Annotated in this window: 13 protein-coding genes; 8 read left to right on the top strand and 5 right to left on the bottom strand. The window is 56.5% G+C overall.

Annotated features, from left to right (window positions below; translation table 11 throughout):
- Nucleotides 1-364: 364 nt before the first annotated feature.
- The 4 genes from argH to SH421x_RS00805 all read left to right on the top strand — a co-directional run bounded on the left by argH (nucleotide 365) and on the right by SH421x_RS00805 (nucleotide 6,120).
- Nucleotides 365-1,753 (top strand): argininosuccinate lyase, encoded by a 1,389-nt coding sequence (gene argH, locus SH421x_RS00820; protein WP_488853398.1) that lies wholly within the window; start codon nucleotides 365-367, stop codon nucleotides 1,751-1,753.
- 84 nt (nucleotides 1,754-1,837) lie between these two features.
- Entirely contained in the window at nucleotides 1,838-4,063 is a 2,226-nt protein-coding gene (locus SH421x_RS00815) for a HEAT repeat domain-containing protein (protein ID WP_488853397.1), read from the top strand.
- A 93-nt stretch (nucleotides 4,064-4,156) separates the two neighbouring features.
- Nucleotides 4,157-5,143, top strand: coding sequence for a sigma-54 interaction domain-containing protein (locus SH421x_RS00810; RefSeq protein WP_488856503.1), 987 nt, complete (start codon nucleotides 4,157-4,159; stop codon nucleotides 5,141-5,143).
- 86 nt (nucleotides 5,144-5,229) lie between these two features.
- Nucleotides 5,230-6,120: a GGDEF domain-containing protein gene (locus SH421x_RS00805; protein WP_488853396.1), complete on the top strand. Its 891-nt coding sequence runs from the start codon at nucleotides 5,230-5,232 to the stop codon at nucleotides 6,118-6,120.
- A gap of 8 nt (nucleotides 6,121-6,128) precedes the next feature.
- Here the strand turns inward: SH421x_RS00805 and SH421x_RS00800 are convergent, their stop codons facing one another.
- The 5 genes from SH421x_RS00800 to SH421x_RS00780 all read right to left on the bottom strand — a co-directional run bounded on the left by SH421x_RS00800 (nucleotide 6,129) and on the right by SH421x_RS00780 (nucleotide 12,415).
- Nucleotides 6,129-6,545: a hypothetical protein gene (locus SH421x_RS00800; protein ID WP_488853395.1), complete on the bottom strand. Its 417-nt coding sequence runs from the start codon at nucleotides 6,543-6,545 to the stop codon at nucleotides 6,129-6,131.
- 53 nt (nucleotides 6,546-6,598) lie between these two features.
- The gene (locus SH421x_RS00795) at nucleotides 6,599-7,624 is read right to left on the bottom strand and encodes a DUF1559 family PulG-like putative transporter (protein ID WP_488853394.1); all 1,026 of its coding nucleotides are present in this window, start codon (nucleotides 7,622-7,624) and stop codon (nucleotides 6,599-6,601) included.
- 121 nt (nucleotides 7,625-7,745) lie between these two features.
- Nucleotides 7,746-10,829, bottom strand: a complete 3,084-nt coding sequence (locus SH421x_RS00790; protein ID WP_488853393.1) for a PVC-type heme-binding CxxCH protein — start codon at nucleotides 10,827-10,829, stop codon at nucleotides 7,746-7,748.
- A gap of 139 nt (nucleotides 10,830-10,968) precedes the next feature.
- The gene (locus SH421x_RS00785; protein ID WP_488853392.1) at nucleotides 10,969-11,373 is read right to left on the bottom strand and encodes a hypothetical protein; all 405 of its coding nucleotides are present in this window, start codon (nucleotides 11,371-11,373) and stop codon (nucleotides 10,969-10,971) included.
- 118 nt (nucleotides 11,374-11,491) lie between these two features.
- Nucleotides 11,492-12,415, bottom strand: a complete 924-nt coding sequence (locus tag SH421x_RS00780) for a hypothetical protein (protein WP_488853391.1) — start codon at nucleotides 12,413-12,415, stop codon at nucleotides 11,492-11,494.
- Between the two features lie 148 nt (nucleotides 12,416-12,563).
- Between SH421x_RS00780 and SH421x_RS00775 the strand changes: the two genes are divergently transcribed.
- The 4 genes from SH421x_RS00775 (at nucleotide 12,564) to SH421x_RS00760 (ending at nucleotide 16,471) form a co-directional block, all read left to right on the top strand.
- On the top strand, nucleotides 12,564-12,896 hold the full coding sequence (locus SH421x_RS00775; protein WP_488853390.1) for a hypothetical protein: 333 nt from the start codon (nucleotides 12,564-12,566) through the stop codon (nucleotides 12,894-12,896).
- Nucleotides 12,893-13,210 carry a hypothetical protein gene (locus SH421x_RS00770; protein ID WP_488853389.1) on the top strand — a complete coding sequence of 106 codons (318 nt, stop codon included), beginning with the start codon at nucleotides 12,893-12,895 and terminating at the stop codon, nucleotides 13,208-13,210. Before SH421x_RS00775 ends, SH421x_RS00770 begins: the two co-directional genes overlap by 4 nt.
- Nucleotides 13,211-13,219: 9 nt before the next feature.
- On the top strand, nucleotides 13,220-13,585 hold the full coding sequence (locus tag SH421x_RS00765; RefSeq protein ID WP_488853388.1) for a hypothetical protein: 366 nt from the start codon (nucleotides 13,220-13,222) through the stop codon (nucleotides 13,583-13,585).
- A 186-nt stretch (nucleotides 13,586-13,771) separates the two neighbouring features.
- Nucleotides 13,772-16,471, top strand: a complete 2,700-nt coding sequence (locus SH421x_RS00760) for a site-2 protease family protein (protein ID WP_488853387.1) — start codon at nucleotides 13,772-13,774, stop codon at nucleotides 16,469-16,471.
- The last annotated feature ends 284 nt before the right edge of the window (nucleotides 16,472-16,755 follow it).

Here is a 16,755-nt window from a genome sequence, read left to right as displayed (position 1 = left end):
CGATATTCGGGTTTCGACCTTCGTCATCGACTTGCGAGCGAAATTCTCTCGCTCTCACAGCGGATATTAAAAGATACGCCAGTCCGGTTCGCTTCCCCTTGATATCACCTGCCTCTGAATTAGGCGAGAATGGAGATTAAATACGCAGCAATCCCGATCTAGGGCCCTGATGCGGGGGCAAACGGGGGTGAATCCTGGGCTAATTTTAAGGAAGAGGCAGGCCCCTCCGAGAATGGGGGCCGCTTCTGCCCAAATAATATGCAACCAGGGCGCCCGACTCGTTGACACCTCCTCCTAAGCTGTTTAATATTCGAATGTTGTCGATTTTTCTAGCTTTTCTTTGCTGCGCATTTCCGAGGCACATTTGGCACGCGTCAGTCCTTCACAGAGCGGGGTCTTTCAAACCGAGGCGGACCAGCGCGTTGAGCGTTTCACCGAGAGCGTCAGCTTCGACCGCCGGCTCTACGCCGTCGACATTGCTGGCTCGATCGCCCATGCTCAAATGCTAGCAGACGTCGGCGTTCTTACCTTGGACGAAGCAAATCAGATCGAGCAGACATTGCTAGCAATTCGTGCCGAAATCGACGCCGGCACGTTTGAGTTCCAGCAGGCGCTCGAAGATGTCCACATGAACATCGAGAAGGAGCTGGTCGAGCGCCTCGGTGATGTGGGACGAAAATTACACACCGGCCGAAGCCGAAATGACCAGATCGCGACCGATACGCGGTTGTGGGTTCGCGAAGCGATTGACGCGATCGACGCTCGCCTGAAAAACTTGCAGACCGCTTTTGTCGGCCGCTGCGATGCCGATGCCGAGATCGTCTTGCCTGCGTATACGCATTTGCAACGCGCCCAACCGGTCCTCGCGCCCCATTACTGGTTGGCCTATGCCGAGAAGCTGGCGCGTGATCGGGCACGCTTGGCCGACTGTCGCCGCCGGGTCAACATCTGCAGCCTGGGAACCGCCGCTTTGGCCGGGACAACGCTGCCGATTGATCGACACAACGTGGCCGAACGACTTGGTTTTGAGGATGTGGCGCGAAACAGTCTCGACGTTTCAAGCGATCGCGACTATCTGCTGGAATTTGCGTTTTGCTTGACGTTGATTGCCGAGCATCTCAGCACATGGGCCGACGAATGGGTCTTGTGGTCGACGGTCGAATTTAACTTTATCAAGCTGCCGCAGCAGTTCTGCACTGGCTCTTCGATTATGCCGCAGAAGATTAATCCCGACGTCTGCGAACTGGTTCGCGGCAAGACTGCCCGCGTGATCGGCAATCTGCAGACGCTGCTGGTGCTGATGAAGGGTTTGCCGCTGGCTTACAACCGTGACTTGCAAGAAGACAAAGAGCCGCTGTTTGACTCGTTTGACACTGTCTCGGCCTGCTTAGAACTAGCGGCGCCGATTGTGGCTGGGGCCGAGCTAAAGGTCGAATCAATCCGTTCGCGTCTTGATCGCGGCTTTCTGGACGCCACGACGCTGATGGAGCACCTGATCAAGCTGGGAACTCCCCAGCGAACCGCGCATCATCAGATCGGCGCTTTGGTCAAACAGGCGATGGAGCAAGATTGCCGCTTGGCCGACCTGCCGCTAGAAACGTTTCAAGCATTAAATTCGTCACTCGATCAGAGCGTATATGACGTGCTGGGTGTCGATAAAGCGGTCGCCGCTTTTCAAAGTTATGGCTCAACTGCTCCGAGTGAAGTAAAGAAACAGGTCCATTATTGGAAAGAGCAATTAAACTTGGACTAGTTCTCCCCCGCTGCACGGAAGCGCGACGTCGGTACTCCAAATGCTGGAAAGCGGTTCTCCCTTTAGCCCCGCCGCGTACTCACCATGCGATCAACACTTGTAACTTGCTGGATCTTGCTGACTGCCGTCGGCAGCGTCGCCGCTCAAGCACCCGACGAAGCTGCGGCTCCTGCGGTGGTCGATTCTCCGGCCGTCGCCGCGATTCGCGAATCGCTGCCGACAACGCCTTTGCAACTCGCCGAAGCCGCCGGTTTAATGGTCGACCTGGGCCGTGACGATCTGGCGCTAGATTATCTGAAGCAGCTGCTGAGCGATAAACCGAGTGATGAGGACCTGGTCAAGATGCAGGCCAAGCTGGGTAGCGGACCGCTGATCCGTTTCCAAACGCTCCCGCAGCTGCAACCGACCGGAACCGAAGTTTCGCAGTTGGTCTTCGCTGCGGTTGAAAAGCTAACCCGCAATCCGGATTTCCTGAAGGAGCAAGTAGACGCGCTCTCTTCGACAGACGAGACGGCGATTCGCCGCGCCAACATCGCCCTGCGCGGCGCTGGAGCCGCAGCGATCGAGCCGCTGCTGTTGGCCTACGCCAAAAGCGACCAACTGGCGACACGCAACGCGGCTCTCACGATCATCCTGCAACTGGGGCAAGATGCCGAACCGCCGCTGTGGGGCGCGCTGGACAGCAACGATCCGCAAATCAAAGCCGCCGCATTAAAAGCGCTGGGTGCGTTGCGATCAACGCGTTCGCTTGAAGTCCTGGTTGGTCCGGCGTTCGCCGCCGCTGCGCCGTCCGAAGTTCAGCAAGCCGCCAGCCAAGCGGTGATCGATATCGTGGGCGAGCCTGCGACGGCCGACGATGTCGAGCAGTTATTGACCCAACGGATCGAAGGCTATTTGGCAGGCGAACCGGTCTTTGCCGGCGGTCCCACTGCCGAGATCGACGTCTGGACCTGGAACGACGCCGCGCCCCATCTGACCAAAAAGACGTTGAGCATGGCCGACGCATCGACCGTTTGGACAGCTCGATTGGCGCGTGACTTGGCGGCCCTGAATCCGCAAAACTCGTTAAACGCCCGCCTGCGCATGCTGACGGCGTTGCAAAGCGTGATCGCATTGGATGGCCCCAACGCCGAAATCAAGGGAACGCCGGCAGACGCCGCCGCCCAAAAACTAGGAAGCGCCGCCGTCGAAGATGCGCTCGATTACGCGTTAACCCATCCTAACATGACCATGGCCGCGATCGCCGCCGCTCGCTGGTTGGGAGAACAAGGAGACTTGGCCGCGCTGGCTCCGCGCAAAGGGCGCCCTAGCCCGCTAGCCGCCGCTTTGTCGCATGGCAACTTTCGCGTCAAAGCCGCCGCCGTCGATGCGGTGCTGGCCCTGAATCCCACCGCGCCTTACGCGGGCTCCAGCGCCTTGATCGAAGCGCTGCTCTCCTTTGCAAAAACTTCTGGCGAGCGAATCGCGGTGATCGCCGATCCCGATCCGATTCGCGCTCAGGAACTAGCAAGCCGCCTGACGGAACTGGGCTATAGCGCCGTCACACGTCGCGGCCGCCGAGAGTTTTTTGACGCCGCCTATGCGACTCCTGATGTTGAATTAATCTTTATCAGCGATGCCGTCGATCGGCCAGGCGCGTATGAAATGGTGCAAATCTTGCATCATGATCGACGCACGGCCAACACGCCGATCGGGGTCTTACCGTGGCTCGAAGATTATAGCCGTTGGCAAGTTCGCCTGGCCGACGATCCCTATTCGCTGGCGCTGATCCGGGCCCACGATGCTCAAGGTCTGACCGGACAGATTCAGCAGATGTACGCCTGCCAAGGGCGATTGCTGGTCGCCGCTGACGAACGAGAAGCCCGCGGCGACAAAGCCCTCGCTTCGCTCGCCGCCCTAGCGGCGGATCCGACGTACAAGTTTTATGATCTCATTTTGTACGATGCGGCGATCTCGGCCTTGGTTCGCGATCCGACCTCCATGGAAGACGCGTCGGCGCTGTTGGGCAACTTGGCGACGCCGCTGGCGCAGCATGCCTTGGTCGAGACGGCCAGTGAGATTGTCCGTCCGCTAGGCGAGCGTCAGCTTTGTGCGCAAGCGTTTGCTGACGCGGTCAAGCGTGCGGGACTACGACTAACACGCGAGCAAATCTTGCTGCAATACGAACGTTACAACGACAGCGAAAAACAGGATCGCGAGTCGCAAGATGTTTTGGCGAGCTTGCTCGATACCATCGAAGCTTCCGCCAAGGGGGTTCGCCTGGATCAACCCGGCCTCGTGCAGCCTGAAATGGAAGAGGTCGAAAAGTAGGATATGTACAGCGATTGGTCAGACGCACCGCGCTCGCTGGCGACGATCGGCTACGAGTCACCGATCCCCGGTTTGATTGGCTCTAGCCAAGCGATGATGGAGGTTTACAAACTCACTCGTCGCGTCGCAGGCAGTAACGCATCGGTGCTATTGCTGGGCGAAACCGGCGTTGGCAAAGAGATGATCGCTTCGGCGGTTCATCGGCTGAGCCAACGCGCGGCAGGCCCGTTTGTGAAGGTCAACTGCGGCGCTTTGAGCGAAAGCCTGCTCGAGAGCGAACTATTTGGACACATGCGCGGAGCATTTACCGGCGCGGTCACCAACCGCACCGGACGCTTTGAAGCGGCTCACTGCGGCTCGATCTTCCTCGACGAAATCAACTCGACGTCGCTGCATTTGCAGGTCAAATTGCTGCGTGTGCTGCAAGAACGCGAGTTTGAACGGGTCGGCGACACGCAAACCATCCGCGTCGACACGCGCGTGGTCGCCGCGTCCAACCGCGACTTGATGGACGAGGTCGAAGCCGAACGTTTTCGCGAAGACTTGTACTGGCGGCTCAACGTGGTGCCGATTCGTATTCCCCCGCTGCGCGAACGGCGCGAAGATATCCCTGAATTGGTCGCCCACTTTTTGAATGTCTATAGTGACGCCAACGAGCGGCATGTGGTGCATATCCAGCGCGATGCGATGGACGCGATGCAAGACCATGATTGGCCCGGCAATGTCCGCGAACTGCAAAACTATGTCGAGCGCGCCGTCGTGCTGGCCGAATCCGATGAGTTGACCATCGATCTGCTGCCGCAAGAGATGCGTAGCGGCTCAAAACGGCCGAGTCTTGGCATGTCAGCGCAGTCGTTTGACCTAGAAACATTGACCCAAGAAGTCGTGCAGCAAGGTCTAAGCGAAGCCGACCCCGACGCCGAGGATTTGCATAGCCGCGTGGTCAATCGAGTCGAGAAAGAACTGATCGCCCAGGTAATGCAATCCTGCAGCGGGGTACAGACCAAAGCGGCGACCCGCTTGGGGATTAATCGGAATACCCTGCACAAAAAGCTGAAAGAATACGATCTCGACTCGTAATCCATCACTCGGACTCAACCGCACCTATAACGAGTGACCTATGTTCCCTTGTTATTTGTACTCCCCGGTTCTGCTTGTAGTGACCAATGTCCCCGTTTCACCCTGACCACGATTCGCTACAACCGTCACAAATGGAACGCTGGCTTGATGCGTGTACAGCCCATCGCCAGTTGACGCTGCTTGTCGCCTGCATCTTCTGCTTGGTGATTGGCGGCATGGATTTCTATCTGGGCAACTCCGTTCCCATCATCGGCCTTTGTTTGCCGTTTGTTGTGGCCGTATGCTGGGTTGCAAGCTTGCAAACGGCGATTGTGTTGTCGTTGTTTTGCGCGGTCGCTTGGCTTCTCGACGACACGTTATTTATCCATAGCAATTCGCCGGGGTTGTCGCTCTCCGAAATCTGGCTGACGGCGGTGCATGCCTCCTTTTTTCTGGTGGTCGTTTCCGTAGTTTGGCGCCTGCGCTGCGCCTACGAGCGCGAGCGACTTTTTGCGCGTGTTGATTTGCTGACCGGCCTGCTAAACATTACCGCGTTTAATGACACCGCGGAGCGCGAAGCGGCGCACTGCCGTCGGATCGGTTCACCGCTGACGGTCGCATTTATCGATTGCGATAATTTCAAGCAGATCAACGACACCCTGGGGCATCGCACCGGAGATCGCTTGCTCAAAGAAATTGCCAAGACGCTGTGTGGAAGCGTCCGCGAGATGGACGCCGTCGCGCGACTAGGCGGGGACGAGTTCGCGTTACTCTTGCCCGACGCAAGCAAAGAGCAAGCAGAGATCGTCATCCAGCGCGTGCGCACAAGACTGAACCAAGCAATGGCGGCGGAGAATTGGCCGGTCACTTTCAGCATCGGAGTTGCGATCTATCACCATCCCACAGTCGACGCCGATGCGCTGCTGCATGGCGCCGACCAGTTGATGTACGACGTCAAACACAAATCCAAAGATGGCGTTGCGTTTCAAGAGAACTAGTCACCGAATCAGAGCGCAATGTCGTACCGGGTCTCTCCTCGCTTTTCGACCATAACGCGCAACCCGCTGGTCGTCCGTTCCGTATATTTGGCCGGGATCTGCACCGTCATCCTTGCTGGCGGATTGGTGGCCAACGCGTGGGCGTCGGTTTCTTCGATGATGGTTTTGCCGATCGAGACTTGATACGCCTGACCAAGGTCGGCAGAGGGAAACTTGACCGAGTACTTGCCACCCAGCTCGAGATTCGCATAGGCCGACTCTCCTGTCTGGGGAGAAGTGAAGTGAACGCTCCCCTGCTCTAATGGTTTGCCTTCGAGAGTCACGATTCCCTGGATGGTGGCGCTAGGACGTTCGTCTCCAGTACCGCACCCCACTAGCATGCTGACAAAAACGACGACAATCCAAATTTCGAAAAGACGGTTCATTGACTTGGACCTCAATAGAAGTTCTTGATGCGTGGAACAACGAACATCAGGGACTAATATTCGCTGATTACTTGACCATCATCACGAACGCTCAATTGCTGGATCGTCATCAAGCTAATCGTGTTCGGCACAAATCGGACCGATCCGTCGACCAGAACCACTTGGATGCCGCCGGGATGAAAGGAAGTCAGCGGCGTATTGAAGTCCCATTCAGCGTTCGCTTCGGCGCCGACCGAGGTGGGATTGGGAGAATGGTAGACAGCCGTTAACCCACTCCCATATTTGTGCAATCCCGCTGAGCCGGCGCGCCAATCGGCGACCGACCCAGTTTGAGCGCAACCGCCCCAGCCGGTGTGATAGTTGGCGATCCTTCGCGTAGCCGCGCTGGCGTTCGCGTTGCCCGACTGTTCGGAAATGAGAATCGTGTTCGACGTGCCATCAATGACATCCTTCAAGCCGCCGCACTTGCCGATCAACAATGCCCCATTGTCGGTCGCATAGGCGTCGTACTGAGTCTTGTAATAGGTAGTCGTTCGCCCTGCCGGATCAGGATAGGCGCCCATGATGCCGACGTAGTGATGCCCTTGCGTTACCGAGCCAATCGCTTTTAGGTTCGCACTGTAAGCATAGTTCGGATCGAGTGCGCTGGAAGGACAGACATAACCATCGACAATCAGACCAAACAACTGCCGCGTATAGCTGCTGTAGGCGTTGATGTCCGTTTGCGAGTTGCCCCCGACATAGGTATCCAGGTTATAGCCGGAAGTTCGGTCGAGATCATAAATCGAGGTCTGTTCCATAAACGGTAACAGCGCCCAGCGCCAGCTCGTACCTGCTTTGGTGATGTAGTAGCGTGCGCCGAATGGCAGTGCCCGATGCGTGTCGTGATAGTTGTGCGTCGCCAAACCGAGTTGCTTCATGTTATTACTGCAACTCATCCGCCGCGCCGCTTCGCGGGCTTGTTGCACGGCGGGCAACAACAGAGCAATCAAAACGCCGATAATCGCTATGACAACCAACAGTTCAACCAGCGTAAAGCCGCGACGACAGTCGCAGCCTGAGGGGACATTCGCTCGCATTGGAATCAACCTTAAAGAAAGATAGAAATGACTGTATCGATATCTTCTGTCTGGAGGTTCCGCCTATAGCTGCTTTCAATCGATCGTTTGCCTGATCTCGAACAGAAGAAATACTCGCCGTCTACGGCGCCGCGTCGCTTTGCAAATAGGCGAACAAATCTCGAATCTGCGTCGCCGTCATGTCGCCCAACAAGCGATCCGGCATCAGCGACTTGTCGACCGCCAACGGGCCGGCTTCGATCTCGTCGCGCGGGATCACCAACTGCGGATTCTCGGCGTTTTGCAGGGTGATCGTTTTATCATCCTGCTCACGCACAAACCCAGACAACACGCGGCCATCGATCAGCAGCACCCGAAAATTGGTGAACTCTTCCCGAATCGCCGCGCTCGGATCGACCACCGATAGCAACATGTAATCCATGTTCTTCCGTTCGTAGCCGGTCAGGTCAGGCCCAATCGACGCCCCCTCGCCATGCAGCTTGTGACAGGTGCCGCACTGTTTTTTGAAGATCGCGGCGCCGTGTGCGGCGTCTCCTTTACCGGTCCGCAAGATGGTCGCAGTTTGCTCCATCAACTGCGCCAACTCGTCAGGCGTCGACCGCGTCGCTCCCCACTGCTTGGCGATTCGCGCATTCAACGACTCATCGCCGTGCAGCTTTAGGTTCTCGACCAAATCCACTGCGACGGCCGAGCGAGGGATTGTCTCCTGCTCGATCGCATCGATCAATCGATGGGCCGATGCGGCCCTACCAGCGGCCAAGTCGATAATGGCCGACTGCACAGGCTCTTTCTCTTGCGGGTAGCGGGCAACCAGTGCGGCCGCGATCTCGGGTGAATCAAACTGTCGCAAACCACCGATCGCCGCCAAGCGAACCTGGGCCGATGCCGCCGACATCGACAGTCGCAATAGCGCATCGCGGGCCGTCGTCGATCCGACTTGTCCTAACAGTTGGGCCAGCTTAATCCGTTGATCGAGTTTGGCTTTTTCATCCTCGATCAATGCAATCGCGGCCGTCTCGGCTTCTTTCTGGCCAGCTCGCACCAACAGCGCCATTTGCTCGACCGAATCGCCGCTGGCAGCCGCGACAATGGCATCGCGCAGTTGCGACGGCATCCCCTCGATCTTGCGACCAGCGAAAGCGGTGTCGATTCCGGTTAGCATCTGGGCCCGAAGTTCGGGGGCTTCCGTTGCATTCAGCAATTCGGCAAGTTCCAACAGATGCTCTTCAGTCGGTTCGGCCGCCAAACGCTGCGCTAAACGAGGCAGCACAATCCCGCCGCCGATCTTCGTCGCCTGCAACTGTTTGACAATCTTGCCGGCGGCCAACGAAGAATCGTTGGCGTGCGATTCGATCGCCCACCAGGTTAGCAGCGGAATGTGCGGGTCATCGGCCAAGTCATCGCGAGCAGCCAGTCGCACCGCCGTTTCATAGCCGATCACTCCGGGAATTCGTTTCGCCGTACACGCCAACTGGCTGCAAACTTCGACATTGGTTTCTTGCTCGGCCAAGCGGTAGAGATCATCCACCCGACTCTCGGCTAACTCCGGCGTTAACAGACGGATCCCCCAGATGCGGACATAGGGATCCTCGTGCCGCAGCGCAATCGTCGCCGCTTGCTGGTCATACTGCTTCAAACCATGGATCGCCCACAGATACTCCAGTGCTAATTGTCCTGTGGTTTGCGGCAGTTGCTTGATCAGGCTGGCCGCGGCGCTGGCGTCGCCATGTTCATAGAGCATTCGCTGCGTCAGTTGACGGCGCAGTTTGTTGGGGCTATTGAGTGTCTCAATCAATTCGGCAGTCGAAAGCTTGCTCAGATCAAACGGCTCTTGATGCGGATACTTGTTGGGCTGCAAACGCCAGATTCTTCCCCGGGCTCGATCCCACGTATCGCGAGGATCAACATGCGTCAGCCGTGTGTCACACCAATCGACAATGTAGACGCAGCCATCGGTACCGACTTTGATATCGACCGGGCGAAACCAAACGTCGTCGGTCTCGATCACTTTCAGCTCGTCCTCGGTCTTCCAAGTCGATCCGTCCGGCGACATTTTGGAAACAGCCACATAATTATGCAGCGGCACCGGCGCGATCAAACGGCCGAAGTAGCGAGAGGGCAACGCGTCGCTTTCGTACTTCACCAAGGTATGGCTAAAACGCTCGGCGGCGGCGTGTCCCATTTGATTGAAATATCCAAACGCGTAGGGATTGGTCAAAGCGCCATGCTTGCCCCAGCTCTTCGAGTAGTAGCCACCTTGAACGTAATGAAACCCGCGAGTGTTGCCGCCGTTATGGCCCGAGTAAACGCGTCCCTGGGCGTCAAATTCGACGGCGAACGTATTGCCACCCCCTTCAGCGAAAACCTCAAACCGTTCCTGCTCGGGATGGTAACGCCAGATCGCTTGCCCCTTGAAATGAATCGGCGGCTGCGGGTCAAGTCGCGGTAACGTGACGCTGGCCCAACAGGTGCTTCCTTGGGCGCCATACAACCAGCCATCGGGCCCCCAGGTCAAGCTGTTGGCGACCGCGTGCGTATCGGCCATGCCAAATCCGGCCAAGTGCACTTCGGGATCGCCATCCGGCACGTCGTCTTGATCTTTGTCGGGATAGAACAGGAGATACGGCGGGTTCATCACCCACACGCCGCCGCGGCCCGGCAAGGCGCTGGTAACGATGTTCAAACCGTCGACAAACGTCTTTTGCTTGTCGTACGTACCATCGCCGTTGGTATCTTCGTGAATCGTGATCTTGTCGGCGCCGCGATCATGATTCGGCGGCGCTGGAGGCACCTTGTCAAAGACGGCGCGAAGATGCTCGTCATACTTGACTACCTTCAGACCGGCCGGAAAGGGATACTGCAAATACTGCACAACCCACATTCGTCCCCGCTCATCAAAGTTGATGCAGACCGGTTGGCGAACTTCAGGCTCCGACAGTGCGATTTGGATCGTCACATCGTCCGGAGTGACAAACTTCTGCTGAGCCTGGGCCGGCTCGAGCGCCGGAATCGAGAAATCGCCGGTCGCGCCGCGGCCAGCAAAGTTGCGGATATGTTCACGGACCGACTCGTTCTCGGCCGCCTCCAGCGAGCGCTGTTTCTTGGCCAGATCCGGTGGCGATTCTTGGGCGACAGCTCTAGAGATCAGGCCGCCAAAAAGGGCGATTAGCAGTACAAACAAGCGGCAGGCAGGAGATTTTGGCATGGCGGTCACTGGGCGGGATGGACTAAGCGTGACAGTTTTCGCTGCTCCTCAGTATAAAGAAGCAAAACTAGATGTCACGAGAAATCTTCCCCTGCGGCGACCACTCGATTACGGCGCAGGATCCCAGCAAAATCATTGCTTACGGCGCAAGTTCCAGGCGAAACTGCACCCCCTGGGCGACTGCGGCTTCTAGGCAGTCCTTCATCGCGGTCAATTCTTCGACCACTTCGTCGCTGTCGTCCAGCTGTTCGGCCAGGTCGGGTTCTTCGGCGATTGCGTCGATTAGCGCCAGCATGGTCTTCAGCCCATCGGCCGGCGAATACCATTCGTCCCACACGCCGAGCGCTTCTTCCAGATCGTCTTCGTCGCCGTCAAAGTCCTCTGGAATCGGACGATCATCCCCAAACGAACTAAAGCGAGCGACGTCGATTGCTTCTGCAATCGCATCCAACGCTTCAAACTGATCAAACAGCACGGTTCCTTTGGCTTTGAACTTAACGCCGGTCAATTTTGGATTGAAGACGGGAAAAACCGACATGCTCATCGCACGATCCTTATCGCTAACGTGCCGACCATTACATCGCCTGGGCCGCGCCAGGCATTTCCTGCAGAGAAACTCGGGGTCGCACGTCCCTTAATATAGTTGGAAATCGGCTATTTGGTTAGGGAACCTGAGAAACTATGTCCTCACCCCGGCGCAACCCTAAAAACCAGACGAAAGTAAACGCCGTGGAGAGGAGCAAACCGTGGTAGAAGTAACCGACGACGGCGAGAGATAGAGCGAGGGCTTGGGCATTCGCCGAAAAGAGTTCGTCTGTGCCGAGAAACATGTAACGGCACAATGGATACTGCACCGTTGCGACAAGCAATATAATCGCCAGGTAGAGAAGCCAATTTCCCTCTCCTGATCGAATCGGTCGTTTGCCGAGTTCGAATGACTTATGCCGCGGCAGAAAAGCAACTGCCGCCGCACACGCAATCGCGGTGATCGTGATCGTCGGTACGACACGATAGGTTAGCGTGCCTAGGAGGCTCCCCTGAGCTGGCGCGACAGCAGACAAACTAATCGCAAACAACGTCATACCCAGCAGCAAATGCCATAAAGAGATCTGGGCGGCCGAGGTTTTCTGCGAATGCAACTGGATCCGAAAGATGCCGCAAATCACTTTGGCAGTTCCCAGCGAGATCAATAGCAGCAGCAATAGCATTCGCCAACCATGGATCACTCCGAACTCAAGAAAACTTTTTCTGCTCCACGGATTGATGAAAAAAAGAGCGGTGCTCAACGTCAGCAAAATCACAGCAATGCAACGCATCCTGCGTCCACCGCTCACGAACAATACGGAGCAGAACGCGAGATTACAGACCGGTTGCAAATAGGCTGCCGATTGCACGAATCCAAAAAACAGCAATGAAATGCGGCTTATCGGCCGACTAGAAACGAGATCGCCATAGAGGTCGTATTCGACAAATTCTCGATGGAACAGCATCATCATTGCTGCATCGAACAGCAACCACAGCCACACGCCGATCACCGTACCGATCGTTTCTCGCCGTAGCCACCAGGTTGTTTGCGATCGCTGCATAAAGTCCCCCGCCTATCTATTCGCGTAGCGGAGGAGGCTATTGCCAGAAATCGGCCGCGAAACAATTCGCACCTTTCACGAGAAAGATTTAGACTAACACAAGACGACGCCCACTTTGGCGCAGCGGTCCCTAACGGATGATTTTGTGATGACCGAAAAGTCTGCTCCCCAAATATCTACTACCGGTGCTGGAGTTCTGCTGCTGTCATTATTTTTGGCTGGCTATGTTGGCTCTTTCATCTATCTTTCGCGGACTGGAATGGAGCGTGCAGAAGAAAATATCTGGGATGACCGCTACGACTTTCTGGATGATGAATGGTCCGTCGACAGCCTCGCACGCGAGCAACTCCTCCAGAGCTTTTACTATCCGCTGGTCGAACTCGATGCGAGAATCGTCTCTGGCAAACGACCGACCAATAGTCTGACGGTCCCCACCATTTATCTGGATATGCCCCTTCGCTGGCCTCCCACCCAACCATGAATGACAGACCAGAAAAGTCGCCGTATCTCCGTGAAGGGGCTATCGTCTGTCTCTTTGGCTTGCTCGCTGTCTACTTCAGCTCGTTCTACTACTTCTCTCGGCATGGTTATCCAGATGGCGCCAAGTACGATTTCGAGGGCTATTACTTTGCCAACCCGCACTCCCAATCAGGTGAAGAACGCCATTTATTGCTTTGCCGCTTCTATTGGCCGGTGATCAAGCTCGACGCCTGCTTGACCGGAGAATCCCCCGGCGCGGCGCTGCTGCAAAAACTATCGTGCGTCGACATCCATGCAGACGATTCTCGACAATAGGATTGCGACATGTCCCATACCCGTTCCCTTCGATCGAACATTCGTGACGGACTGATCGTTATCGTGTTGGGCGGTCTGGCGATCTACTTGGGCTCGTTCCTCTACCTTTCGCGCGTCGCAATGGGGAAAGCGGAAGAGTTTGGCATGGACGACTATTATTTCACCGAACCCGCGTGGTCCGCCGAGCGAGAGCAGAAGGGCCAAGTCCTCTGCAATCTCTATTGGCCATTGATCGAGATCGATGCACGACTCGTCTCTGGCATGCGTGCACGGGTCGTCAAGCGCGTTCGCCTGATCGATGACATCCAAATGGCGCCGGCAACGCAGCGCAACGGCAGGCCGCAAGAACTTTCGCCCCCCAGTCCGCAAGACTGACGATCTTTTGGGCAAAAAATCCAATTCGCCTAACTTCCTACGCTTGTACGATCGATCCGAACAGGAAATCTACACAATCAACTTCCTCCACCAATTGCTCCGAAAGAGTTGACGCGCCCTATTCGCTATGAAATACTTCGGACCTTCTCTATTTCCGTTTGCAGGCGATTTGTCGGGGTATTTTCGATGGCGAACGTCTACCAAATCAACGCTTCTCGCGCCACGCTCCGAGAATTCTTGTTCGAGGGCTACCTGCTCGGGATTCCATTTGGTTTAGTGATCAAAGGTCTGGGTCTTCGGACTCCTGCTTCGACCGATGATCCGGCGGTCGATCGGCTGGGCGAATTTGTCACCGATCACCCTTGGCCCGCAAAGATTGATGACAGGTTTGCGCCTGAATTGGCCAAGTTAGAGTCGCTCGGTTTTCGCCAGCTCGTTCGCCACGAGATCGTATTGCCGCAGCACAACACGACGATCTATCGTGTGACGATGCTGCACGAATCGGGCAAGCATGTCGCCCGGATGCAATATCGCGTCTGGCGCTCGCAAGCGCAGACGCTCGAATGGCTGAAATGCCAGATCGAAACGCTGCTCACAGACGGCTCGTACCTGATCACGTTTGGCGGCCAGCCCGACTTGCTGGCGCCTGACAATTTTCGGATCGAGCGCTGCGGCAAGAACAAAACGGTGGAGCAACTCTGGCGGCGGCATCAAGAGCGACTGGTCGAAACGCTGAGTCCACCGCAAGAGCTCTATTCGCGTGACGACTTGCTCCACTACATCGATAGGCAACACGCAGAGTTGATCAACTTTCATGTGGCGCGCGGCTTTTTTGATCGTCCCGAACCGCTCGATCCCCCCTTAATGTCATCGGACGCTTCCTCGACAGAGGAAGCGGCGGATCCCGATGGTGAACCGATCGTCTCTGCGATCACCAACGACGATCACAAATATCAGGACGTTTTCGCCGAGCTCGACAAACTCGAGAAAAACCAATCGAGTTGGGGCGCAATGATCACAATGCTGGTGATCTCGTTTTTCCTCTTCGCCGCGGCCATTGGCTGGCAGCAAGACTTTACGGCGATCTTGTTGCTAGCGCCGATCTTGCTGTTTCATGAAGCAGGGCACTTTATCGCGATGAAACTGTTTGGCTATCGCGATACCAAGATGTTCTTCATTCCCTTCTTTGGCGCCGCCGTAAGTGGGCGTCACTTGAATGTCGCCGGCTGGAAAAAAGGGCTCGTCTCGATGGCCGGCCCCCTGCCGGGGATCTTTGTCGGCGGCGCGATCGGGATCTGGGCCTTGTTTCAACCGGCCGATTGGAAATTTCAATTGGCGCTCGCGTCATTGCTGATCAATGGACTGAACATGCTGCCGATCTTGCCGCTAGACGGCGGCGCCTTTTGGCAGGCGATCTTATTTTGTCGGCATCGGTTTCTGGACGTCGCATTTCGCAGCGTCGCCATCGCGGGCTTGGCGCTGATTACGTTGGCCACCGGCTCTTATGTCTTTGGCTTTATCGCGTTTGCAATGACCATGGCGCTGCCAGTCGCCTATCGCATCGCGTCGGCGGTCGAGCGACTGCGGGCACAAGGATTCGCCGCGATCTCCAATGACGGTAAGTCGATCCCGCGAGACGAAGCGATCATCTTGATCGACGACGTTCGCGCCCACTTCCCCGAGCCGCTTCATCCAAAACTTATTGCACAAAATGTCTACGCCATCTTTGAATCGTTGAACGCCAAGGCGCCCGGCTTGTTGGCGACGCTGGCGCTGGGGTTGCTTTACTGCGGTTCGTTTTTGACCTGCTTGATCTTGCTTGCGGTAATCTATGTCGGACGAGATGCAGACCTGAGAGATTTGCTGGCGATGGGCCAGTCTCAGCCAGAAATTCATTACGATGCTGACTCTCAGCGCTCGATCGATGTTGGTCTGCTGGCCGGCGAGACGGTCACCTACACCGCACAATTCGCCAACACTGCTGCCGCTACGACGGAGTACGATCGCTTAGCCCAAACAGCCGGGCCGCTGCGGCTGCTGCAGATCGGGCCAACCCTGTTTGTCACCGCGTCTGCTGACGGAGCGCAGCACGGCATGTTGCATGATCAATTGCAGGCGGCTGCCGACGATGCATTCTCAACGACGACGGAAGGCGCCGTGGTGCGTACGATGACCATTGCGCTGACCGGCGACTCGGCCCAAGAGATGCTGGGCGATGCGGAGAACTTTCGCGCGATCCCCTTCTTTGTGCAAGCGATTCCTCCTTGGGATCCGCTTTGGGACGATGCGCCGGCGGAGCAGCGCGATCAATGGCGGAAAGTGCGACAAACGTTCGCTAAGTTGCAAGAGATCGATTTATTTCTGGATGATCCTGAATTAGAACAAGCCTATGAAGAAATGGAAGCGTCGCTAGATCGCGGCGGTGATGGGAATCAGTGGAACGAATTGCAGAAGAAATACAAGGAAATTTTCCAGCGAAAGAAACAGGAGTTGATCCGTGCGAAACTCGCCCAGATCGACGATCCAGTGATGAAAGAATTGATTGACGCCTATTTCGACTATCAGCGTGCTTATGAAGAGCAAGTCGAGGCCAATATGCGTCAAGATCCGCAAGTCCAGGAGCCCCGCCAAACGGAGCCGCAAGAGCAGCGACTGATCGCCGCCGCAGAGATCTTAGGAGTGATGCCTGACAAAGAGCCGATCGATGGGAACGCGTCGCAAAGATGCCATCCATTCGGATACACAGTTGGTCCCATCCTGATGCTCAGCGTTGAATCGCATCAGCCTGAATTGATCCTGCCGGCGTTGGCAAAATGGTACCTGCGGCACAAATGCGTCGAGATAAAATATGACGTGACGTCCGGCCAGCAATGGCAGGATATGTAACCACCGCCGTCATGAACCATTTACCATTCGCCGCCATCCGACCGAATACCTGGTACGTCGTCACACATCTCCCACGGCAGTCCCGGTCGGCTCGAAGATTGTCGCTTGACAGCGTGCACGGATTTGGGGTCGATTACGGATTGAGAATGTACGCACGCTCATCACGAGCGATCGCGCGGCCGAAATGCTGCGCGCAGTAGGCCGTTGCCTGGCTAGCTCAGCGGAACTGCGGCTCGCTGGATCTGCAAGCTTTGGAATTGATCGACCCCGCGGTCGGGTGATAA

The sequence above is a fragment of the Blastopirellula sp. SH421 genome (assembly GCF_057808535.1).
This window is presented reverse-complemented; position numbering and strand designations above follow the sequence as displayed.